The organism is Streptomyces sp. NPDC024555 (assembly GCF_055559335.1).
The window spans coordinates 62,470-83,540 of record NZ_JBVHKV010000008.1 but is presented as its reverse complement, the minus strand read 5'-3'; the positions used below and the strand labels follow the sequence as shown (position 1 = coordinate 83,540).

Below are 21,071 nucleotides of genomic sequence, written 5' to 3'. Positions count from 1 at the left end.
GCCGGCGGCCACGCCCCGCCGACCGCCCGGCGGGGCTCTCCCCGGGGAGCCCCCTTGCGCCGCTACTTCGCCCGCAAACTTCTGATCTACGCGCTGACCTTCGTCGTCGCCGTCACCGTCAACTGGATGATCCCGCGCTTCATGCCCGGCGACCCGGTCGCCGCGATGGTGGCCCGCGCCCGGGTCTCGCAGCCCGAGGCCGTCGAGGCCATGCGCTCCTACTACAACAACCTCTTCGGCTTCGACGAGCCCGTCTGGCAGCAGTACCTGCACTTCTGGGGCTCCCTGCTCCAGGGCGACTTCGGGCTGTCCATCTGGGTGTTCCCCAAGCCCGTCTCCGAGGTGCTGCTCGACGCCCTGCCGTACACGCTGGGGCTGATGGTCCCGGCCGTGCTGCTCAGCTGGTTCGTCGGCAACTGGGCCGGGGCGCTGGCCGCCCGCCGCAAGGTGCTCGACAACACCGTGCTCCCGGCCGGCTATCTGCTCACCGCCATGCCCTACATGTGGATCGCGGTCATCCTCGCCTGGGCGCTCGGCTCCAAGGCGGGCTGGTTCCCGCTCTCCGGCGGCTACAGCCTCGACATCCAGCCCAGCTGGTCCTTCGCCTTCGCCACCGACCTCTTCCAGCACTGGGTGCTGCCGTTCCTCTCGCTCTTCCTGGTCGCGCTCGGCGGCTGGGCCATCGGCATGCGCAACATGATCATCTACGAGCTGGAGTCCGACTACTCCTCCTACCTCTCGGCCCTCGGCGCCCCCCAGCGGCTCATCCGCCGCTACGCCTTCCGCAACGCCGTCCTGCCCCAGATCACCGGACTCGCCCTCCAGCTGGGCGTCCTGGTGGCCGGGGCCCTGGTCACCGAGATCGTCTTCGCCTATCCGGGGCTCGGCTCGCTGATCCTGGCCGCCATCCAGAACCAGGACTTCTTCCTGCTCCAGGGCGCCTTCCTGTTCATCGTCATCGGCGTCCTGATCGCCAACTTCCTCATCGACATCGTGTACGTCGTCGTCGACCCCCGTACGCGTACGGGCATGGCAGGAGGCCAGTCATGAGCACCGCGCCCGAACCGGCCACCGAGCCGTCCGCCGGGGCCGGCGCAGCCGCCCGCCCCGGCCGGGAGACGCTGCACTACGCGGTCCGCAACCCCAAGCTGATCATCGGGTTCACCGTCGTCGTGCTGCTCCTGATCGTCGGCATCATCGGCCCGCCGCTGCTCGACAACGCCGACCCGAACGAATACGTGGGCCCGCAGGCCGCCCCGCCCGACGGCACGTACTGGATGGGCACCACCACCTTCGGCCAGGACGTCTACGCCCAGTTCGTGCACGGGCTGCGCGCCACGTTCCTCGTCGGCGTCGTCGGCGGGGCCATCGCCGCCGTCATCGCCATGCTCGTCGGCTTCCTGGCCGGCTACCGGGGCGGAGCCGTGGACGAGATCCTGAACATGCTCACCAACGTGGTGCTCGTCCTGCCCGCCCTCGCCGTCCTGCTGATCATCAACGCCTATCTGGGCGTCCGCTCGGTCGCCGTGCAGGGCCTGTTCATCGGGCTCACCTCCTGGCCCTGGGCGGCGCGCGCCATCCGCGCCCAGACCTTCTCGCTGCGCACCCGGGAGTTCGTGGACCTGGCCCGGCTCAGCGGCAGCGGCACCTGGCGCATCGTCTTCCGCGAGATCGCGCCCAACATGAGCTCCTACCTCTTCATGATGTTCATCCTGCTCTTCGGCGGCTCGGTGCTGATCGCCTCCTCGCTCGACTTCATCGGGCTCGGCCCCACCGAGGGCGTCTCGCTGGGGATGATGCTCCAGAGCGCCCAGCAGTGGAGCGCGCTCCAGCTCGGCATGTGGTGGTGGTTCGTCCCGCCCGGTGCCGGGATCACCGCGATCGTCGGCGCGCTGTACATCGCCAACGTCGGCCTCGACGAGGTCTTCAACCCGAAACTGCGGGAGGCGTGACCCCCATGACCCTGAACGTGACCGACCTCCGGGTCCACTACCGCACCCTGCGCGGCGAGGTCCGGGCCCTGGACGGCGTCTCCTTCGACCTGGCCGACGGCGAGATCCTGGGCCTGGCCGGCGAGTCCGGCTGCGGCAAGAGCACGCTGGGCAAGTCGCTGATCCGGCTCGACGGCCGGATGCGGCACGCGGGCGGCACCGTCACCCTGGACGGCGACGACGTGCCCGTGTCCGACGACCGCGCCATGAACGCCTTCCGCTTCCACCGGATATCGCTCGTCCCGCAGTACTCCATGAGCGCGCTCAACCCCACCCGCCGCATCGGCCGGATGATCCGCGAACTGCTCGCCTCGCGCGGCGCCTCCGTCGACACCGCCGAACTGCACCGCAGGCTCGACCTGGTGGGCCTGGACCACGACGTCCTGGACCGCTACCCGATCGAGCTGTCCGGCGGCATGAAACAGCGCACCGTCATGGTGATCTCCACGCTCCTGGACCCGTCCGTCCTCATCGCGGACGAGGTGACCTCCGCGCTCGACGTCTCCACCCAGCGGGCCGTCGTCGGCGCCCTCACCGGACTGCGCGACAAGGGCCTGGTCACCAGCATGATCTTCGTGACCCACGACCTCGGGCTGACCTCGCACATCGCGGACTCCATCATGGTCATGTACGCGGGCCGGCTCGCCGAGAAGGCGCCCACGAAGACGCTGACGACCGCGCCCCGCCACCCGTACACCAAACTGCTGCTCGGCTCGCTGCCCGAGGTCGGCGCCCGGTACGCCGACAAGCCCCTCAAGGGCATCGCCGGAGCCCCGCCCTCCCTGCTGGACCCCCCGCCCGGCTGCCGCTTCCGCGACCGCTGCCCGCTCGCCGACGAGCGGTGCGCCGAGGAGCCCCCGGTCGTGGAGATCGCCCCCCGCCACTCCGTCGCATGCTGGAAGGCCTGATGCTGAGCCTCGACCACGTCACCAAGACCTACCGCGCCGGGGCGTTCGGCGGCGGCTCCGTCACCGCCGTGGACCGGGTGTCCTTCACCGCCGCCCCCGGCGAGGTCGTCTCCCTCATCGGCGAGAGCGGCAGCGGGAAGTCCACCATCGGCCGGATGATCCTCGGACTGACCGGGGTCACCTCCGGCACCCTCACCCTGGACGGCCGGCCGGTCCGCCCCGGCAAGGACTTCTACCGCCGCGTCCAGGGCGTCTTCCAGGACCCCTTCTCCTGCTACAACCCGGTCTTCCGCGCCGACCGCGTCTTCGACATGATCCGCCGCGCCTACCACCCGGGCGTCCCGGACAAGGAGTGGGCCGACCGGGTCGAGAAGGCCGTCCGGGACGTACGGCTGGACCCCGGCCAGGTGCTCGGCCGCTACCCGCACCAGCTCAGCGGCGGCCAGCTGCAACGGCTCCTCATCGCCCGCGCCCTGCTGCTCGACCTGAGCTTCCTCGTCGCGGACGAGATCACCAGCATGCTCGACGCCTCCACCCGCATCGACGTGCTCAACCTGCTCGCCGTCCTCAAGGAACGCGGCCTCGGCGTCCTCTACATCACCCACGACCTCGCGCTCGGCACCTATCTCGCCGAGAAGACCGTCGTGCTGCGGCGCGGCCGGGTCGTCGAACGCGGCGACACCCAAAAGGTGTTCGGCAACCCCGTCCACCCCTACACCCGCTCCCTGCTCGCCGCCGTCCCCCGCCTCAACACCCCGTGGGACCCGCCCGAGCCGGTGACCGCGTGCGCCTTCCACGCGGGCGGCGCCCCCGGGGACGGGCTCCACGAGACCGAGCCGGACCACTTCGTCGCCTGCGCCCAGCTCCCCGACTGCGGAAGGACCGCCGCGTGACCCTCCGTCATCTCCCCCTGCACGACGGCTGGACGCTGACCGCCGACGGCCCCGTGCCCGTGGACCTGCCCGCCGGGGGGCTCCCCGCCACCGTGCCCGGCTGCGTCCACACCGATCTGCTCGCGGCCGGGCTCATCGACGATCCGTACCTGGACGACAACGAGACCCGGCTCGGCTGGACCGGCCGCACCGACTGGACGTACCGCACCACCTTCGACTGGGCCCCGGACGGCCACGACCACGCCGCCCTGTGCTTCGACGGCCTCGACACCGTCGCCACCGTCCTGCTCAACGGCACCGAGGTGGGCCGCACCGCCAACCAGCACCGCTCCTACCGCTTCCCCGTCCGCCCGCTGCTGCGCGAGGGCGCCAACACCCTCGTCGTCCGCTTCACCGCCCCGTACACCTACGCCGAGGAGCTGCGCGAGCGGCTCGGGGACCGGCCCGGGGCGTACGCGGAGCCGTACGCCTTCATCCGCAAGATGGCGTGCAACTTCGGCTGGGACTGGGGCCCGACGCTGGTCACCTCGGGCATCTGGCGCCCGGTCGCGCTGGAGACCTGGAGCGGCCCGCGCATCGCCTCGGTGACCCTGCTGCCGGATCTCGACGAGGCCGGGGTGCCGAGACTGACCGCCGAGCTGGAGCTCGACCACGACGGCCATGGACCGCTGTCGGGCGAGGTCGCGGTGGAAGGTGAGGCGGCCGCCTTCACCACCACCGGCGACGAGCCCCGCGTCACGGTCACCCTCTCCGTCCCCCGGGCCGAGGCCTGGTGGCCGCACAGCCACGGCGCCCAGCCGCTGTACGAGGTGACGGTCCGGGTGGGCGAGGACGTCCGGACGCTCCGTACGGGCTTCCGCTCCGTCACCCTGGACGAGGACGCGTTCCGTATCGCGGTGAACGGCGAGGACGTCTTCGTCCGCGGGGTGAACTGGATCCCCGAGGACTGCTTCCCCACCCGGGTCACCCGCGAACGGCTCTCCGCCCGCCTCGACCAGGCGGTCGCCGCCGGAGTCAACCTGGTCCGGGTCTGGGGCGGCGGCCTCTACGAGAGCGACGACTTCTACGCCCTCTGCGACGAGAAGGGCCTCCTGGTCTGGCAGGACTTCCCGTTCGCCTGCGCGGCCTACCCCGAGGAGCAGCCGCTGTGGGACGAGGTGGCGGCCGAGGCCCGGGAGAACGTCGTCCGCCTCGCCCCGCACCCCTCCCTGGTGCTGTGGTGCGGCAACAACGAGAACCTGGAGGGACACGCCGACTGGGGCTGGCGCGAGGAGCTGGGCGAGCGCACCTGGGGCCACGGCTACTACCACGAGCTGCTGCCCTCGATCGTCGCCGCGACCGACCCCACCCGCCCGTACTGGCCCGGCTCGCCCTACTCCGGCACCGAGGACCTCCACCCCCAGGACCCGGCCCACGGAACGATCCACGTCTGGGACGTGTGGAACCGCGCCGACTACCGGGCCTACGCGGACCGGGTGCCGCGCTTCGTCGCCGAGTTCGGCTTCCAGGGCCCGCCCGCGTACGCCACGCTGCGCCGCGCCGTCGGCGGCCCGCTCACCCCCGACGCCCCGCTGCTCGCCCACCACCAGAAGGCCGAGGACGGCAACGCCAAACTGCTGCGCGGACTGGGCGACCACCTGCCGCTGCCGGGCGACGACTTCGACGACTGGCACTGGCTCACCCAGCTCAACCAGGCCCGCGCCGTCGCCTTCGGCATCCGCCACTTCCGCTCCCACACCCCGTACTGCATGGGCACGATCGTCTGGCAGCTCAACGACTGCTGGCCCGTCGTCTCCTGGGCCGCCGTGGACGGCGACGGCCGCCGCAAACCGCTCTGGTACGCCCTGCGGGAGGTGTACGCGGACCGCCTGATCGTGATCCGCGACGACGCCGCCCACCTGGTGAACGACGCCCCGGAGCCCTGGACGGGCCCCCTGCGGCTGACCCGCCACGCCCTGGACGGCACGGCCCTGGCCACGCACACCGAGACCGTCACCGTCGCCCCCCGCGGCGTCACCCGCGTCCCCCTCCCGCCGTCCGTGGCCGCCCCGGCGGACCCCGCCGCCGAACTCCTGACCGCCCGCCTCGGCGCCACCCGCACCACCGGATTCTTCGACGAGGACACCCGCCTCGCCCTCGAACCGCCCCGCTACGACGTCACCGTCACCGAGCACCCCGACGTCGCCGGCCCGCCCTCCTACCGCGTCGAGGTGACCGCCCGCACCCTCCTCAAGGACCTGTCCCTCTTCCCCGACCGCCTCGACCCGGCGGCCGTCGCCGACCGCATGCTCGTCACCCTGCTCCCCGGCGAGACCACCGTGTTCATGATCACAGGAGCCCGCCTCCCGAACCCCGACGCCCTGGGCGCACACCCCGTCCTGCGCTGCGTCAACGACACGGTCGCGAAGGAGTAGCCGACGCGGGGGGTGGCGCGCCCCTGGCGATCGGTGGCGCGCCCCTGGCGAAACCGCTGTGCGGGTGCGGCGACTTTCCGTCAATTCGGATACGGGTCTCCCGCACCCGCCACCCCGCCCAGGCGTGTGACTATGCCTTCCACGTGTGCTGACGGACCCTCAAGCGATCAATAAAATAAGACAACATCGCGCCACTGTTCGCCTGCCGGAGGAGTGCCCCCGGATAGGGTCATGTGCCAACGCGGAGCCGCACGCCAGGCCCGGATGGTGGAACGCAGACACGGCGAGCTTAAACCTCGCTGCCCCTCGGGGGCGTGCCGGTTCAAGTCCGGCTCCGGGCACCACCGCGCTCGCCACCGCCGACGCGCCCCCTCCCACGGCACCACTCCCGAACCACCCGTACGGCGGCACTTCCCCGGGCGTGACGGCCAGCCTCCCCGAGGCTTCTTCGTGGGCGTGCAGGATCGAGGCCGCCCGGCCGTCGCCGTGTGCGGCGGGCCGGTGTGGTCCGTACCGCCGTGGGAGGAAGTCCGCCATGCTCCGTCCGCTGCGCGCAGCGATGTCCCCGGCGCGCGGTGCGGAGGGCGACGAGATGAACGGGATCCGGACGCCCGCCACCCGCGTCGTGGTTCTGGCGACCCTGGCGGCGACGGCCGTGGTGGTGGTGCTCGGGTTGCTGACGGGCACGGCGGTGCTGCTGCTGGGGCTGCTGGTGTTCCTGCCGGCGTTCGCGGCGGCGCTGTGCAGTCCGGGGCAGACGGCGATGGTGTCGGCGTGGGTGAGCCTTGTGGTCGTCGCGCCGGTGGTCATCCAGCCCGGTGAACCGGTGCTGGACCGGGTGATCCTGACGCTGTTCGCGGTCGGGTTCGGCGTGCTGGCGGTCTACGGGGCCCGGGTGCGTATCGCGCGGGAGAGCGCCCTGGTGCGGTTGCGGTCGACCGCGGCGGCGATGCAGCGGCAGATCCTGCGGCCGCTGCCGGTGCTGACGGACGAGGTGCTGGTGGACGGGGTGTACGAGCCCCTCCAGGAGGACAAGCTCGTGGGGGGCGACATCTACGACGTGGTGGCCACCCCGTGGGGCAGCCGGGTCCTCATCGGGGACGTCCAGGGCAAGGGCCTGGCCGCGATCGGCATGGCGATCGACGTGGTGGGGGCCTTCCGGGAGGCCGCGCACCGCGAGGCGACCGTGACCGCGCTCGTCGACGCGCTGGAGGCGGCGGTGGTGCGGCACAACGCGTACGCCGGGCAGCGGGGGGAGCCCGAACGGTTCGTCACCGCGCTGGTCCTGGGGGTGGGGGAGGAGACCGGGACCCAGGTCGTCGGCTGCGGGCACATCGCGCCCTATCTGCTGCACGAGGGCACCGTCACCGCCGTCGGCGAGGGCGAGGAGCATGTGCCGCTGGGCCTGGCGTCCCTGGTCGACGAGCCGCGTACGGTCGCGTGGTTCGACTTCCCCGCCGGGGCCACGCTGCTGCTGTGCACCGACGGGCTGACCGAGGCCCGCTCGCCCGCCGGGGACTTCTACCCGCTGGAGGAGCGGCTCCGCGGACGGGACGACATCACGGCCGGCCGGCTGGTCGGCTCGCTCGTCGACGACATGCACGCGTTCACCGCGGGCGAGCAGCAGGACGACCTGGCGGTCCTGGCGGTACGGCGGGCCCCGCACCGCGCCCCGTAGCCGCTCCCCGGCCCTCTGCCGGACCCCGTCGTGACCGCTTCGGGACCCCTGGACCCACTGGGCCCACCGCTTCCCGGCGGTACGTCCGGAATGAGGTCCCGCATTTGGGCCCACGGGCCCGTGTCCGCACGGCTGTTCCTCTCGTAACCTCCGAGCCCTAAGGCCATCGGGGAGGACGGACAACATGCCACGGACGAGGTGTCGGGGGCTCATGTCCTCGCGCGGAGCATGGGACGACAGGGGCGGCACGGCCCTGGAGTACGTGGGCATGGTCCTGGTGGCCGTGGCCATCGTGGGCGCCCTCCTGGTGACCGATCTCGGCGGGCGGATCAGCTCGAAGTTCTCCTGCACGATCTCGTCCGTGTGGGGCGGCGGCGGAGGCTGCTCCAGCGGCACCGGGGACGACGCGGGCGGCGATCCCAACGCCGCGTTCGAGCCGCTGACCTGCGCCACGGTGACCAAGGCGGGGACCCAGGGCGGCAAGTTCGGGGTGTCCTTCGAGACGCTCGGCATCGAGTTCGGCGGCGAGTTCGGCTTCGAGGAGACGACCCTCAAGGCGAAGACCGACGTCAACAAGGACGGCAAGGTCGACGACAACGACGAGCAGGTCTCGCTCACCTTCACGGACGCCGGCTCGGTCAAGGGCACCGAGAAGCCCAAGGGCGGCATCAAGATCGGCAACGTCGGCAAGGACAAGGTCGAGCTGGCCGCCGGCCTCACGGTCACCACGGGCGACACCTGGATCTTCGACTCCCAGGAGGAGGCCGACCAGTTCCGCAAGGACCTGGAGGAGTACAAGAAGCTCAGCCGGCTCAACAAGCTCTCCAACCTCAGCCCGATCATCGGCGGTTCCACCGAGGTCGCCAGCTGGTTCGGCAAGGGGCCCAAGGCCAAGGAGAGCCGCCTCAAGCAGAACATCGAGGACAAGCTGGGCAACAAGCACATCACCACCCAGAAGATCAGCCTCGAAGCCGCCGGTCAGGCCGGTCTCCAGTTCGGCAAGGGCATGAACACCCCGGACACGGTCAACCCCGACGGCACGACCACCCCGGCCCCCAAGCCCGGCGCCACCGCCGAGGTCGGCGTCAAGTTCTCCCAGTCCTCCGAAGTCACGCTGACGCAGAACCACATCAACAACACCGACGCGTACACCTACCAGGCCAAGGTCAGCGGTGGTGCCTACGCGAAGGGCGAGGCCGGCCCCGTCAAGGCGGGCGCCGAGGCCGCGGGTTCGGCGGCCGGTGCCATCACCGTCACGGTCGACAGCAAGACCGGCAAGGTCAAGAGCATCACGATGACCCGCACCCTGGAGGGCAAGGCCGAGGCCAACGCCGGTCTCAAGGGCGACATCAACGGCAACGAGAAGGGCGGCGGCACGACCACCCAGGTCGTCACCACCACCGTCCCGCTGGACGACAAGAACATGAGCCAGGCCGAGTCCGACGCCATCAAGCAGCAGCTCTTCTCCGGCCAGGGCATGAACAGCGCCTTCAACTACCTGTTCACCGGCACCCCCGTCCCCACCAAGGACCCCGGTCCGGGCGACCCCTTCGGCCACTACGCGTTCAACCACGGCCAGGTCAGCAAGCAGGAGTACGACGGTTCCTCCTCCTCCGAGGAGATCGGGCTCGACATCAACCTGGAGATAGCCGGCATCAACGGCGCCTACACCAGCTCCGAGTCCCAGAAGAGCCTGACGAAGGCCGAGTTCCTGGGGGCACCCTCCAACGGTCAGCGCTCCTTCTTCCCGTACAGCTACTGTGCCAAGTGATCCACCGGTACAAGGAGACGTGATCATGACCAAGCTTTCCGTCCGGCGGGCGGTACGGGCCGTCGCCGTCACGACCGCCGTCCTCGGCGCCGGGCTCGTGCTGGCCGGCTGCGGCGGCGAGAAGTCCTCGGACGCGGCCGCCCCGGCCGTGCCCGCCGACTGGAAGAAGCTCACCGGCCCGACGGTGTCCCTGGCCTATCCGGCCGACCTCACCGAGCAGTCCGCGGCCGAGCGCGGCAAGCTCAACGACGCCGCGGCCCTGCGCACCGAGGACGGCCGCGCGACGGTGAAGGTGACCATCCAGAGCGGCTTCGCCGACGCCACCACCGGCGACGACGCGGCCTCGGTCGGCCGGGCGCTGCTGATGGCGTCCACCGAGGTGAAGGCGACGAAGGACGCCGGCATCGAGGGGGCCGACGGCGCCAAGCGCATCGACTTCACCTACACCGGTACGGGGCTGCCGCAGCTTCCCCCGAAGGGCGCCAAGGTCGACGGCGTGGTCATCACGGGCGTCGACTCCGAAGGAAAGATCTACTCCGTCCGCATCGACGCCCAGGAGGGCAAGCTCACCGAGGCGGACCGGACGAAGATCGTCGACAGCATCCAGGTCAAGTAGCTCCCGCGCACCGGGCGACGACGAAGAGGCAGCCCCATGTCCCGATACGACGTACACCACCGCGGATACGGCCCCGCGTCCGCCACCGGCGACGACCGGCCGCGGTTCCTCAACCTCATGCTGCCGTGGGCCGGCGGCATCGTGGTGACGCTGGTGACCGAGGTCGCCCTCGCGGTGCTCGTCTGGGACGTCATCACGGGCGACGACGTCTCCACGATGGACTCTCCGGTCCGCACCGTCCTGCTCCTCCACCTGCCGACCGCGGCCTGTGTGGCGTTGGGCGTCTGGGCCGCCGCCGCCCTCCACCAGGGAGCCTCCCGGGAGTCGCGGGTGCGGCACTGGATCGCGGCGTTCACCCCGGCCGTCGCGCTCCAGCTGCTGGTCTTCCTCTCCCAGGGCGCGGACCTCACCGTCCTCACCTTCCTGGTGCAGATGGTCGTCCTGGTGGTTGGGTGTGCGGTGGGTTTCCTCGTCGACAGGCTGCGCAACGGTTAGAAGGTGCTCCATGGACTCCTCGCTCGTCATCGCCGGGGTCGTCGCCGCGGTGGCGGTCCGGTCCCTGGGCCGGACCGTCCAGCAGGTCCGCGGCGCACGCTCCGGCGTGACCGCGCCGGCCCGCTGCGTCCGGGTGCAGGAGCGGACGACCGCCACGGGCTCCTCGGGCGACCGGCGGGCCTGGCACGTCTTCGCGTTCACCGCGCGGGACGGCCAGTGGGTCGAGTTCCAGGACGGCGGGAACAAGCGCTACATCGAGGGCGCCCGGGTCACCGTCCGCTACGACCCCGCCGACCCGCACCGCACGGCCACCCTCGCGGGCAGCCCCCGCGCCGCCCTGCTGGAGGGGGCGGTCTCGGTGCTGCTCATGGGCGTGGTGCTGCTCGTCTTCCTCACGGACTTCCCGCAGAACCTGTTCCACTGAGCCCGGCGGCCGTCCGGACCCGCCGTTGTCAGTGCCGCCTGCTGTGATGGGCGGGACGACGGCACACGGACACGGAGGCGGACAGTGGGCACCTGGGGCGCGGGCAACTTCGACAGCGACACGGCGGCCGACCGTCTCGGGGACCTCGTCTCCCGGCTGGTGGCCGGGATCACCGAGGCGATGAACGGCGACCCGGTCGAGCTGGAACCGGACGAGTACGGCGGGGTGGGCGTCCCCTGCGACCTGGAGCTGCTCCTCGTCCTGCACCGGCAGGGCTGGGCCGGGGTCACCCTCCCGCCGCCCGCCCTGATCAGGTCCTGGCAGAAGACCTACCTGGACGTCTGGGAGCGCACCATCGACGACCTGGACCCGGACCCCGCGTACAAGGAGGAGCGCCGCGCGGTGCTCAACGAGACCTTCGAGCGGCTGGCCGAGGCGTCCGAGGGTTCGTGAAAGATCCTCCTCTGGCACTAGGGAGAATGCTTTGCCTACCCATTACTCTTGTGGGAAGGCCACGCTGGGTGGCCATGGAGGAGTGAGATGAGGAGCAGCAACCCGGTCTTCTCGCGACGGGGCTTCAGCCGCGACAACAGTTACGCGGGCTTCAACACGGCGCCGCAGGCCGGGGCCCCCGCAGCGGGTGCCAACCCGTACGCGCAGGGCACCGCCCCGAACCCGTACGCCACCAACCCGTACGCGCAGACGGGCGCCCCCGCACCGGCCCGTACCGGCGCGATGACCATCGACGACGTGGTGACGCGCACGGCGATCACGCTGGGCACGGTCGTGCTCGGTGCCGCCCTGGCGTGGGCGCTGCTGCCCGTCGACGAGGCGAACCTCGGCAAGTCGTACGGCATCGCGATCGGCGCCGCGCTGATCGCCTTCGTGCTGTCGCTCGTCCAGTCCTTCAAGCGGACCCCGGTCCCGGCGCTGATCGTGGCGTACGCGGCGTTCGAGGGCGTCTTCCTCGGCGTCATCTCCAGCGCGGTCAGCACGTACATCGGACCGGGCGTCGTGATGCAGGCGGTGATGGGCACCATGTGTGTCTTCGCCGGTGTCCTGCTCGCGTACAAGATGCGCTGGATCCGCGTCACCCGCCGGTTCTACGGCTTCGTGATGGCCGCCGCCATGGGCTTCATGCTCCTCATGGTGGTCAACCTGCTGTTCGCCGTGTTCGGCGGCGGTGACGGCCTGGGCTTCCGCAGCGGCGGTCTCGGCATCCTCTTCGGTGTCATCGGCATCATCCTCGGCGCCTGCTTCCTGGCGATGGACTTCAAGCAGGTCGAGGACGGCATCGCGTACGGCGCTCCGCGCGAGGAGTCCTGGCTGGCGGCCTTCGGCCTCACCATGACCCTGGTGTGGATCTACCTGGAGATGCTGCGCCTGCTCTCCATCCTCAGCGGCGACGACTGAGGCCGCGCGCCGCACGGGCGCGTGACGTGACGCATACGGCCCGTGGGCTCCGACAGGAGCCCGCGGGCCGTCGTCGTGCGCGGACGAGGGTGCGGGCGGGGGCGGCGGGCGGCGGTCGTTGGCCCGGGGTGCGTGCGGGCGCGTAGGGTCGCGGGGTGCTCGATACGACCCCCCTGATCATCGCCGTGGACCGATTCGCCGACCGGCTGCGCGCCGCCCCGCAGAGCAGGCTCCAGCGCGGAGCGGCCGCCGGGGGACTGGCAGCGGCCCGGGAGCTGGCGGCGCGGGCCCAGCGGGCCGAGGAGCCCGGCCGGGAGCCCCGGACCATGCCGGACGCCGGGATCTTCGCGGTCGGCGACCAGCTCGCCGTCGCCGGGCGCGATCTGGCCGTGGCACTGGAAACGGCCCCGTCCGAGGAGCTGGACGAGGCCGTGCGCTACGTGGAGGAGGCGGCCGGGCGGGCGTTCGCCTGAGGGCCGGCCGCAGGGGAGTGCGGTGGACGCTCCGGGGCGTCCCGGCAGCGGCCGGCGAGGGCCGCTGTGCCCCGGTGGGGCCGGAGACCGGTCGTCGCGGGCTCAGAAGCTCGCTATGACGCGGTCGGCCAGTATGTACACGTTCTCCTTGCCGCAGGAGAAGGTCAGCGCGTAGGCGCCGGAGACACCGGAGCCGCCCAGCAGCACCGGGTGCTCGCCGGCGCGCAGCGACGCGGCCAGCTGCTCGGCCGTCTCGCGGTGGCCGGGGGTCATGCAGAGCGTGGTGCCGTCGGCGAACACGTACACGTCGAGCGTGCCCAGCGGGCCGGGGCGGACGTCGGACAGCTCGGTCCGGCTGTCGGCCAGCTCCTCCAGACGGTTCACGGTGCGCTCGTGGTCGGTGACGACGGGCGTCTGCACCGGGACGAAGTCGGGGTGCGAGGGGTGGCGGCGGCGGGCGGCCGCCAGCTCGGGGGAGTCCTCGGCGAACTCGGCGGTCTCCGGGAGGTCGGCCATGTCGGGCAGGTCCGTCAGCCCGGCCAGCTCCGTCAGCTCCTCCAGCGCCTCGGTGGCGTCCAGGTCCAGGGAGTCCAGCCCGGCCAGATCGCTCTGGCGCGGCATGAAGAACGGGGCGTCCTCGCCGAGACCGGCCAGACCGCCCAGCAGGGACGGGGCGTCGGCCGCGTCGCGCGCCTCCTGCGTCGCCCAGAAGGCGCGGGCCTCGGCCAGCTCGCGCTCCCGCTCCTCGGCCAGCGCCTCGGCGACGGCCGCGCGGATCTCGGCGGCGGAGGCCGCGGTGGTGTCATGACGGTTCTGGGCGGGTACGGCAGCGGTACGGGCGCGGTCGTCGGCCAGCTCCCGGCGGAGGGCGGTCACCTGGCGGCGCAGCCCGTGAGCGGCGTGCAGCGCGGCAGCGCCCACGGCCGTGGCAGCGGCGGTGGTCAGCAACAGGGCAAGAGGCATGGCGCTCACTGACATACTCCCGGTTTCAATCGATCCCCCGACTTCCTACATCAGCTTGTCCCCTACCGGCACCATGTGTCAGTGCATTACGTCACGAATTGGACAGGTCTTTGTGCCTGGGGTTTACCCCTGTTCCTGGTGTGACCTGCGGAAATGGCTCTCCCCCAGGAGATAGGTCACATCCTGGGGGAGATTCGGTCACGGACGGGGCTCGGAACCGGCCACACCGGCCGGGTGCGTGGCCCCGGCCCGTTCCGCGCGGTGTCCGGTCAGCTCAGGCGCTCGATCACCATCGCCATGCCCTGGCCGCCGCCGACGCACATGGTCTCCAGACCGAACTGCTTGTCGTGGAACTGGAGGCTGTTGATCAGCGTGCCGGTGATCCGGGCGCCCGTCATGCCGAAGGGGTGGCCGACGGCGATCGCGCCGCCGTTGACGTTGACCTTCTCCAGCGGCAGACCGAGGTCGCGGTAGGAGGGGATCACCTGGGCGGCGAACGCCTCGTTGATCTCGGCCAGGTCGATGTCGCCGATCGTCAGCCCGGCCCGCTTCAGCGCCTGCTTGCTCGCCTCGACCGGTCCGTACCCCATGATCTCGGGGGAGAGGCCCGAGACACCGGTGGAGACGATCCGGGCCAGCGGGGTCAGGCCCAGCTCGCGCGCCTTGGTGTCGGACATGATCACGAGGGCCGCGGCGCCGTCGTTGAGCGGGCAGCAGTTGGCGGCGGTGACCAGGCCGTCCGGGCGGAAGACCGGCTTCAGGCCCTGCACGCCCTCCAGCGTCACGCCCGCGCGCGGGCCGTCGTCCTTGGAGACGACCGTGCCGTCGGGGGTCGTGACGGGGGTGATCTCCCGCTCCCAGAAGCCGTTCTTCAGGGCCTCCTCGGCGAGGTTCTGCGACCGTACGCCGAACTCGTCCATGTCCTGGCGGGTCACGCCCTTGAGCCGCGCCAGGTTCTCCGCGGTCTGGCCCATCGCGATGTACGCGTCCGGGACCAGCCCGTCCTCGCGCGGGTCGTGCCAGCTCGCGCCGGACTCCTCGGCACGGGCGGCCGTACGGGCCTCGGCCTCGGCGAAGAGCGGGTTGTGCGTGTCCGGCAGGCTGTCGGAGTTGCCCTTCACGAAGCGGGACACCATCTCGACACCGGCCGAGATGAAGACGTCGCCCTCGCCCGCCTTGATCGCGTGCAGCGCCATGCGGCTCGTCTGGAGGGACGAGGAGCAGTAGCGGGTGACCGTGCAGCCGGGCAGGTGGTCCATCCCCATCTGCACGGCGATGATGCGGCCCAGGTTGTTGCCCTGCTCGCCGCCGGGCAGACCGCAGCCGAGCATCAGGTCGTCGATGTCCGTGGGGTCCAGCTCCGGGACCTTGTCCAGGGCGGTCCGGATGATCGTGGCGGTCAGGTCGTCCGCCCGCAGGTCCTTCAGCGAACCCTTGAAGGCCCGGCCGATGGGCGAACGGGCAGCAGAGACGATCACGGCTTCGGGCATCACGCGGCTCCATGAGGGCTGGAAGGCTGTCAGGCAGGACTGCTCTGGAAGTTACCCGGACGTACTGCCGAGGTCACCCGACGCGGCATGTGATGCCCGACTCTTTTCTAAGCAACCGCTCAGTTCGGTGCCGGAGGCCCCGGGACCCGGCCGTCCGCCGGGCCCCGGCCCGTGGGGAGACCGGGCCCCGGCCCCTCACGCGTGCCGGGGCGAGGCGTCCTTGCCGGGACCCGGGCGCGGCTCCACCCGCGTCGAACCGCCCTCCGTCTCCTGCGGCTCCTCGTGCGGGTGCGGCTCCGTGGCGGCGGGCAGCCGCCGCCGTCTGCGGTGCTTGAGCAGCGCCCACGGCGCCCGCGCCCCGGTGACCTCCGTACCGGCCTCCACGGCCGCCTGCGAGGCCGCCTTGGCCACCGGGAGCATGTCCTCGCGCCGTGCCCCGTCCAGATGATCGGACTCCGGCCACAGCCCGAGCGCCGCGCACAGCGTCGGCAGCACCGCCATCGACGCCGTCGCGTACCCCTCCGCCGACGGGTGGTAGTTGTCCGGGCCGAACAGCTCCCGGGGGTTCGCCTCGAACTCAGGGCCCAGCAGATCGCCCAGCGACACCGTCCGGCCGCCCTGCTCCACCGAACCGATCGTCTGCGCCGCCGCCAGCTGCCGGCTCGCCCGGCGGGCCAGCCAGCGCAGCGGCTGGTAGACCGGCTCGATCGTGCCCAGGTCCGGGCAGGTGCCCACGACGACCTCGGCGCCCGCCGTGCGCAGCCGCCGCACCGCCGTCGTCAGACAGCGCACCGACTGGGTCGCGGGCATCCGGTGCGTCACATCGTTCGCCCCGATCATGATCACGCAGACGTCCGGGGTGCGGGCCGGGTCCGCCAGCAGCAGCGAGACCTGCCGCTCCAGATCGTCCGAGCGGGCCCCCGGCTGCGCCACGTTGCGCAGGTCCACCGGGCGCTCGGACACCGCCGCCAGCCCCGAGGCGAGCAGCGCCCCCGGGGTCTGCCCGGCCCGCCGCACCCCCTGCCCGGCCGCCGTGGAGTCCCCGAGGAGTCCGAAGCGCAGCGGCTCCGCGGGTCCGGTGAACGCCACCCCGTACCGCCCGTCCGCGCTCGGCGGGACCGGGGCGATACCGCCGCCCACCTGCCGCTTCGCCAGCTGGACCTCCGCCAGCAGGACGCCTGCCGCCGCGGCGCCCAGCAGCCCGATGCTGCCACCGCCGTAGGCCGCGCCCGCCGCGATCCGCCGTGCCACACGTGCTCTCGACACAGTCCGGTCCACCTCCTCGTCGCCGTACCGCCGTACACAGTGCTACCTGCCCCCAACCGACCGTCGTTCAATCGCGTCGCCCAATCCGGTGCCGGTGCGCATACGCTGGCCGGACCATCTCGGAGACCCCGGAGTGACACGGTGCGATACCACGATTCGATGATCAGTCTCGTAGGCAATACCCCGCTGGTGAGGCTGCGCAGCGTCACGGCCGGCATCCAGGCGACGGTCCTGGCCAAGGTCGAGTACTTCAACCCCGGCGGGTCGGTCAAGGACCGCATCGCCCTGCGCATGATCGAGGCCGCCGAGCAGAGCGGCGAGCTGAAGCCCGGCGGCACGATCGTCGAGCCCACCAGCGGCAACACGGGCGTCGGCCTGGCGATCGTCGCGCAGCAGAAGGGCTACAAGTGCATCTTCGTCTGCCCGGACAAGGTGTCCACGGACAAGATCAACGTGCTGCGCGCCTACGGCGCCGAGGTCGTCGTCTGCCCCACGGCGGTCGACCCGGAGCACCCGGACTCGTACTACAACGTCTCCGACCGGCTGGTCCGTGAGACGCCCGGCGCCTGGAAGCCCGACCAGTACTCGAACCCGAACAACCCCCGTTCCCACTACGAGACCACCGGTCCGGAGCTGTGGGAGCAGACGGAGGGGCGGATCACCCACTTCGTCGCGGGCGTCGGCACCGGCGGCACCATCAGCGGCACCGGCCGCTATCTGAAGGACGTCAGCGACGGCGCGGTCCAGGTGATCGGCGCCGACCCGGAGGGCTCCGTCTACTCCGGCGGCTCCGGCCGCCCGTATCTGGTCGAGGGCGTCGGCGAGGACTTCTGGCCGACGGCGTACGACCGCACGGTCACCGACGAGATCGTCGCCGTGTCCGACAAGGACTCCTTCCAGATGACCCGGCGCCTCGCCAAGGAGGAGGGCCTGCTCGTCGGCGGCTCCTGCGGCATGGCGGTCGTGGGCGCCCTGGAGGTCGCCAAGAGGCTCGGGCCCGACGACGTGGTCGTCGTCCTCCTCCCGGACAGTGGACGCGGCTACCTCTCGAAGATCTTCAACGACGAGTGGATGGCCGACTACGGCTTCCTGGAGGACACCGGCCCCTCGGCCCGTGTCGCGGACGTGCTGAACCACAAGGAGGGGCCCATCCCCACCCTGGTCCACATGCACCCGGAGGAGACCGTCGGCGAGGCCATCGACGTGCTGCGCGAGTACGGCGTCTCCCAGATGCCGATCGTGAAGCCCGGCGCGGGCCACCCGGACGTGATGGCCGCCGAGGTCATCGGCTCCGTCGTCGAACGCGAACTGCTCAACGCGCTCTTCGCCCAGCGCGCCTCGCTCTCCGACCCCCTGGAGAAGCACATGTCCCCGCCGCTGCCGCAGGTCGGCTCCGGCGAACCGGTCGAGGACCTGATGGCGGTCCTCGGCGGTACGGGCGCGGCCGACGCGGCGATCGTCCTGGTCGAGGGCAGGCCCAAGGGCGTCGTCAGCCGCCAGGACCTGCTGGCCTTCCTCGCCAAGGACACGGCCAAGGACGCGTAGGAGCCGTCCGGCGTCACCGGCGGCGGGGCCGTCCGGTCCCGCGGCCCGTGACGGCGGTCTTTCCGGAAACGGTACGAGCGCGACACGTCCGCGCAGCACCCGCTTAACACGGCTCGGGCACAGTGGTGGATGTCGGCGGGGGAGAACCGCCGGCACCGATACGGCGACACCGGACTACGGAGCGGCTCCCGGACCTCCACCGTCGCCCGGACGCGCGACCGGCCCTGACCCGGACCGCGTCCCTCGCGGGGACCGCCGTCGTCCCGCCCCCTGGGAAACCGGGGGTGCGGCGGTCCCCGCGCCATGTCTACGCGCGCGGACCCCCGGCGCTCCCCTCGCCGCCCTCCCGGTCGTTCTCCCGGCCGGAGTCCCCGTCCGGGACGGCCCGGCCCGCCAGCAGGGCGACCCGCTCCGCCGTCACGGAACCGGGCTCCGGGGTGTAGACCACCAGCGACTGCCCGGGGTCCCCCGGCAGCGCGAGCGTCTCGTACGGCAGGGTCAGCTCGCCCACGACCGGATGCGCGATCCGCTTCACCCCGTGGGTCTTCGCCTTCACCCCGTGGTCCGCCCAGAGCCTGCGGAAGTCCTCGCTCTTCATCGACAGCTCGCCGACCAGGGTCGCCAGCACCTTGTCGTCCGGGTGCAGCCCCGCGTCCAGCCGCAGATGGGCGACCGTCTCCGCCGCCACGGCCGGCCAGTCCGGGTACAGCTCCCGCGCCGCCGGGTCCAGGAACGCCTGACGCGGCATGTTCCGCCCCTCCGGCGCCATCCGGGAGAAACCGTTCAGGGCGTCCCCGAGCGCGTTCCACGCCAGCACGTCCATCCGGCGCCCCAGCACGAAGGCGGGCGCCCCCTCCAGCGCGTCCAGCAGCAGCCGCACCCCCGGCCGCACCCGCCGCGCCGGGACCGCGGCGGCGGGGACCCGGGACGCCGGACGGGCCACCGTGCGCAGATAGCCGTGCTCCGTCGCGTCCAGGTCCAGCACCCGGGCGATCGCGTCGAGCACCGCGTCCGAGACGCTGGGGCCGCGCCCCTGTTCCAGGCGGATGTAGTAGTCCACGCTCACCCCGGCCAGCTGCGCCACCTCCTCCCGGCGCAGCCCGGGGACACGCCGCCGGCCGTAGGAGCTGAGCCCCACGTCCTCGGGCCGGATGCGGGCACGCCGTGAGCGGAGGAAGTCCCCCAGATCGCCGTCCATGCGCCCGATCGTAGAAGAGCGCCCGCCGCCGAGCCTGGTACTGCCGGACCCAGGAAAGACGCACCCCTGGGCAGCCCCCGCGCCCCGCCGCAGAGTGGTCACCGGCCCCGGGGAGACGCCCCGGGGGCACCAGCCGGAGGAGCAACCACCATGTCGTACGCCACGCTCGCGGGCCGTACCGCCGTCGTCACCGGGGCCGCCAGCGGCATGGGGGAGGCGACCGCCCGGCTGCTCGCCGCCCACGGGGCGCGGGTGGCGCTGCTGGCCCGCCGCGCCGAGCGGCTGGAGAAGCTGGCCGCCGCGATCACCGCCGACGGCGGGCGGGCACTGGCCGTCGCCGCCGACGTCACCGACCAGGGGTCCGTGGACGCCGCCGCCGAGCGCGTGCGCACCGGGCTCGGCCCGGTGGACCTCGTCGTCAACGCCGCCGGGGTGATGCTGCCCAACCCGCTCGACGCGGGCCGCGCCGACGAATGGCAGCGGATGATCGACACCAATGTGACCGGGGCCCTGCGGATCACCCGGGCCTTCACCGCCGACCTGCTCGCGGCCGCCGCCGACGGCCGCACCGCCGACCTCGTCAACATCTCCTCGATCGGCGCGCACGTCGTCTTCCCCGACTACGCGGTCTACGGCGCCACCAAGGCCGCGCTCACCCATCTCTCGGCCTCGCTGCGCGCCGAACTCGGGCCGCGCGACGTCCGCGTCACCAACATCGAGCCGGGCCTGACCACCACCGAACTCGGCGACCACATCGACAACCCGCGGCTGAGCGGAGAACTCGGCGGCATGTTCGACGCCCTGGGCGGGCTGTCCGGCGAGGAGATCGCCGACCTGATCGCGTACACCACCAGCCGGGCCCGCCACATCAACCTGCGCCAGCTCGTCGTCCTGCCGACCCGGCAGGCCTGAGACCGCGCCCCGGGCTCAGTCCTCCCAGTCGGACGCCGGCTGCCGCCGCTCCCGGTTCCGGAACAGCCCGCCGTGGCCGGCCGCCTGGAAGGCGTTCACGCCGACGATGCCGAACCAGACGACGAGCAGCCCGCCGATCCCCGCGTTCACCACGGCGATGGCGGTCAGCGGGATCGCCAGGACCAGCGAGATGATCGCCAGCCCGTAGCGCTCGCCGAAGTGGCCCAGCGGCGGTTCCGGGGCGCGCGCCCCGCGGGCCACGGCGACCCGCTGCTCCGCGAGATGGCGCCGGACCCGGCGGTCGAGCGTGGTGTCGAGCCGCTGCTCGACCTTCTCCAGGAAGGAGTCGACGAGCGCGGACTCGTACTCGTCCCCCAGCTCCCCACGGGCCCGGACGGTGGCGTTGAGCTCCTTCTTGAGCTCGGTGTCGGGTGCGTCCATACCGACCACGGTACGAAGCGGGGGAGGCCGCGTCAGTGGGGCTAACCCCCCGGTTTCCGGGGGGCCGGGCGGCGTATGCGGGGCCCGGGTCCGTCCGGCTGCATATGGACATGCAGACGACCGGCTGGCTGAATGGATCCGGCGGTGCCGGTCCTCGGCCCCGGGATCCAGCGAGGGGAC

The 21,071-nt window shown here is 72.1% G+C and carries 20 protein-coding genes and 1 tRNA gene; 16 read left to right on the top strand and 5 right to left on the bottom strand.

Features of this window, described 5'->3' with window-relative positions; genetic code table 11:
* Positions 1-54 precede the first annotated feature (54 nt).
* The 14 genes from ACZ4FH_RS15460 (at position 55) to ACZ4FH_RS15395 (ending at position 13,076) form a co-directional block, all read left to right on the top strand.
* Positions 55-1,050 carry an ABC transporter permease gene (locus tag ACZ4FH_RS15460; RefSeq protein WP_383649022.1) on the top strand — a complete coding sequence of 332 codons (996 nt, stop codon included), beginning with the start codon at positions 55-57 and terminating at the stop codon, positions 1,048-1,050.
* Positions 1,047-1,952 (top strand): ABC transporter permease, encoded by a 906-nt coding sequence (locus ACZ4FH_RS15455; protein ID WP_467305013.1) that lies wholly within the window; start codon positions 1,047-1,049, stop codon positions 1,950-1,952. Before ACZ4FH_RS15460 ends, ACZ4FH_RS15455 begins: the two co-directional genes overlap by 4 nt.
* A 5-nt stretch (positions 1,953-1,957) precedes the next feature.
* Positions 1,958-2,899 carry an ABC transporter ATP-binding protein gene (locus tag ACZ4FH_RS15450; RefSeq protein WP_467305012.1) on the top strand — a complete coding sequence of 314 codons (942 nt, stop codon included), beginning with the start codon at positions 1,958-1,960 and terminating at the stop codon, positions 2,897-2,899.
* Positions 2,884-3,792: an ATP-binding cassette domain-containing protein gene (locus ACZ4FH_RS15445; RefSeq protein WP_467305011.1), complete on the top strand. Its 909-nt coding sequence runs from the start codon at positions 2,884-2,886 to the stop codon at positions 3,790-3,792. The genes ACZ4FH_RS15450 and ACZ4FH_RS15445 overlap by 16 nt, the downstream gene beginning before the upstream one ends.
* The gene (locus ACZ4FH_RS15440; protein WP_467305009.1) at positions 3,789-6,206 is read left to right on the top strand and encodes a glycoside hydrolase family 2 protein; all 2,418 of its coding nucleotides are present in this window, start codon (positions 3,789-3,791) and stop codon (positions 6,204-6,206) included. Before ACZ4FH_RS15445 ends, ACZ4FH_RS15440 begins: the two co-directional genes overlap by 4 nt.
* 258 nt (positions 6,207-6,464) lie before the next feature.
* A tRNA-Leu gene (locus ACZ4FH_RS15435) sits at positions 6,465-6,550 on the top strand.
* 191 nt (positions 6,551-6,741) lie between these two features.
* The gene (locus ACZ4FH_RS15430; RefSeq protein ID WP_467305008.1) at positions 6,742-7,884 is read left to right on the top strand and encodes a PP2C family protein-serine/threonine phosphatase; all 1,143 of its coding nucleotides are present in this window, start codon (positions 6,742-6,744) and stop codon (positions 7,882-7,884) included.
* A gap of 211 nt (positions 7,885-8,095) precedes the next feature.
* Entirely contained in the window at positions 8,096-9,655 is a 1,560-nt protein-coding gene (locus ACZ4FH_RS15425) for a Flp family type IVb pilin (RefSeq protein ID WP_467305006.1), read from the top strand.
* A gap of 25 nt (positions 9,656-9,680) precedes the next feature.
* Complete coding sequence (locus ACZ4FH_RS15420; RefSeq protein WP_467305005.1) at positions 9,681-10,271, top strand: hypothetical protein; 591 nt, start codon at positions 9,681-9,683, stop codon at positions 10,269-10,271.
* A 36-nt stretch (positions 10,272-10,307) separates the two neighbouring features.
* Complete coding sequence (locus tag ACZ4FH_RS15415) at positions 10,308-10,766, top strand: hypothetical protein (protein WP_467305004.1); 459 nt, start codon at positions 10,308-10,310, stop codon at positions 10,764-10,766.
* Positions 10,767-10,776: 10 nt separating this feature from the next.
* Entirely contained in the window at positions 10,777-11,190 is a 414-nt protein-coding gene (locus ACZ4FH_RS15410; protein WP_467305002.1) for a DUF3592 domain-containing protein, read from the top strand.
* A gap of 84 nt (positions 11,191-11,274) precedes the next feature.
* Positions 11,275-11,643: a DUF4259 domain-containing protein gene (locus ACZ4FH_RS15405; RefSeq protein ID WP_467305001.1), complete on the top strand. Its 369-nt coding sequence runs from the start codon at positions 11,275-11,277 to the stop codon at positions 11,641-11,643.
* 87 nt (positions 11,644-11,730) lie between these two features.
* Complete coding sequence (locus tag ACZ4FH_RS15400) at positions 11,731-12,603, top strand: Bax inhibitor-1/YccA family protein (RefSeq protein ID WP_383648993.1); 873 nt, start codon at positions 11,731-11,733, stop codon at positions 12,601-12,603.
* Positions 12,604-12,758: 155 nt separating this feature from the next.
* Complete coding sequence (locus ACZ4FH_RS15395; RefSeq protein WP_467304999.1) at positions 12,759-13,076, top strand: hypothetical protein; 318 nt, start codon at positions 12,759-12,761, stop codon at positions 13,074-13,076.
* 102 nt (positions 13,077-13,178) lie between these two features.
* Here the strand turns inward: ACZ4FH_RS15395 and ACZ4FH_RS15390 are convergent, their stop codons facing one another.
* From ACZ4FH_RS15390 to ACZ4FH_RS15380, 3 genes are all read right to left on the bottom strand, one after another.
* On the bottom strand, positions 13,179-14,024 hold the full coding sequence (locus ACZ4FH_RS15390) for a hypothetical protein (protein WP_467305376.1): 846 nt from the start codon (positions 14,022-14,024) through the stop codon (positions 13,179-13,181).
* 284 nt (positions 14,025-14,308) lie between these two features.
* The gene (locus ACZ4FH_RS15385) at positions 14,309-15,529 is read right to left on the bottom strand and encodes an acetyl-CoA C-acetyltransferase (RefSeq protein ID WP_467304997.1); all 1,221 of its coding nucleotides are present in this window, start codon (positions 15,527-15,529) and stop codon (positions 14,309-14,311) included.
* A gap of 195 nt (positions 15,530-15,724) precedes the next feature.
* The gene (locus tag ACZ4FH_RS15380; RefSeq protein ID WP_467305374.1) at positions 15,725-16,780 is read right to left on the bottom strand and encodes an SGNH/GDSL hydrolase family protein; all 1,056 of its coding nucleotides are present in this window, start codon (positions 16,778-16,780) and stop codon (positions 15,725-15,727) included.
* Positions 16,781-16,936: 156 nt separating this feature from the next.
* Between ACZ4FH_RS15380 and ACZ4FH_RS15375 the strand changes: the two genes are divergently transcribed.
* Positions 16,937-18,340 carry a cystathionine beta-synthase gene (locus ACZ4FH_RS15375; RefSeq protein WP_467304996.1) on the top strand — a complete coding sequence of 468 codons (1,404 nt, stop codon included), beginning with the start codon at positions 16,937-16,939 and terminating at the stop codon, positions 18,338-18,340.
* A gap of 307 nt (positions 18,341-18,647) precedes the next feature.
* On the opposite strand, the gene ACZ4FH_RS15370 is transcribed toward ACZ4FH_RS15375, so the two are convergent.
* A complete protein-coding gene (locus ACZ4FH_RS15370) occupies positions 18,648-19,538 on the bottom strand; it encodes a helix-turn-helix transcriptional regulator (protein WP_467304995.1) in 891 nt (296 codons plus the stop codon).
* Positions 19,539-19,688: 150 nt separating this feature from the next.
* On the opposite strand from ACZ4FH_RS15370, the gene ACZ4FH_RS15365 reads away from it, so the two are divergent.
* A complete protein-coding gene (locus ACZ4FH_RS15365) occupies positions 19,689-20,450 on the top strand; it encodes an SDR family oxidoreductase (protein ID WP_467304994.1) in 762 nt (253 codons plus the stop codon).
* Positions 20,451-20,465: 15 nt separating this feature from the next.
* On the opposite strand, the gene ACZ4FH_RS15360 is transcribed toward ACZ4FH_RS15365, so the two are convergent.
* Positions 20,466-20,891, bottom strand: a complete 426-nt coding sequence (locus ACZ4FH_RS15360; RefSeq protein WP_467304993.1) for a hypothetical protein — start codon at positions 20,889-20,891, stop codon at positions 20,466-20,468.
* Positions 20,892-21,071: the final 180 nt, after the last annotated feature.

Coding starts and splice junctions, on each gene's coding strand:
- ACZ4FH_RS15450 (WP_467305012.1), top strand. CDS start 1,958: ATGACCCTGAACGTGACCGACCTCCGGGTCCACTACCGCACCCTGCGC.
- ACZ4FH_RS15455 (WP_467305013.1), top strand. CDS start 1,047: ATGAGCACCGCGCCCGAACCGGCCACCGAGCCGTCCGCCGGGGCCGGC.
- ACZ4FH_RS15385 (WP_467304997.1), bottom strand. CDS start 15,529: ATGCCCGAAGCCGTGATCGTCTCTGCTGCCCGTTCGCCCATCGGCCGG.
- ACZ4FH_RS15415 (WP_467305004.1), top strand. CDS start 10,308: ATGTCCCGATACGACGTACACCACCGCGGATACGGCCCCGCGTCCGCC.
- ACZ4FH_RS15365 (WP_467304994.1), top strand. CDS start 19,689: ATGTCGTACGCCACGCTCGCGGGCCGTACCGCCGTCGTCACCGGGGCC.
- ACZ4FH_RS15400 (WP_383648993.1), top strand. CDS start 11,731: ATGAGGAGCAGCAACCCGGTCTTCTCGCGACGGGGCTTCAGCCGCGAC.
- ACZ4FH_RS15445 (WP_467305011.1), top strand. CDS start 2,884: ATGCTGGAAGGCCTGATGCTGAGCCTCGACCACGTCACCAAGACCTAC.
- ACZ4FH_RS15420 (WP_467305005.1), top strand. CDS start 9,681: ATGACCAAGCTTTCCGTCCGGCGGGCGGTACGGGCCGTCGCCGTCACG.
- ACZ4FH_RS15370 (WP_467304995.1), bottom strand. CDS start 19,538: ATGGACGGCGATCTGGGGGACTTCCTCCGCTCACGGCGTGCCCGCATC.
- ACZ4FH_RS15425 (WP_467305006.1), top strand. CDS start 8,096: ATGTCCTCGCGCGGAGCATGGGACGACAGGGGCGGCACGGCCCTGGAG.
- ACZ4FH_RS15360 (WP_467304993.1), bottom strand. CDS start 20,891: ATGGACGCACCCGACACCGAGCTCAAGAAGGAGCTCAACGCCACCGTC.
- ACZ4FH_RS15410 (WP_467305002.1), top strand. CDS start 10,777: ATGGACTCCTCGCTCGTCATCGCCGGGGTCGTCGCCGCGGTGGCGGTC.
- ACZ4FH_RS15430 (WP_467305008.1), top strand. CDS start 6,742: ATGCTCCGTCCGCTGCGCGCAGCGATGTCCCCGGCGCGCGGTGCGGAG.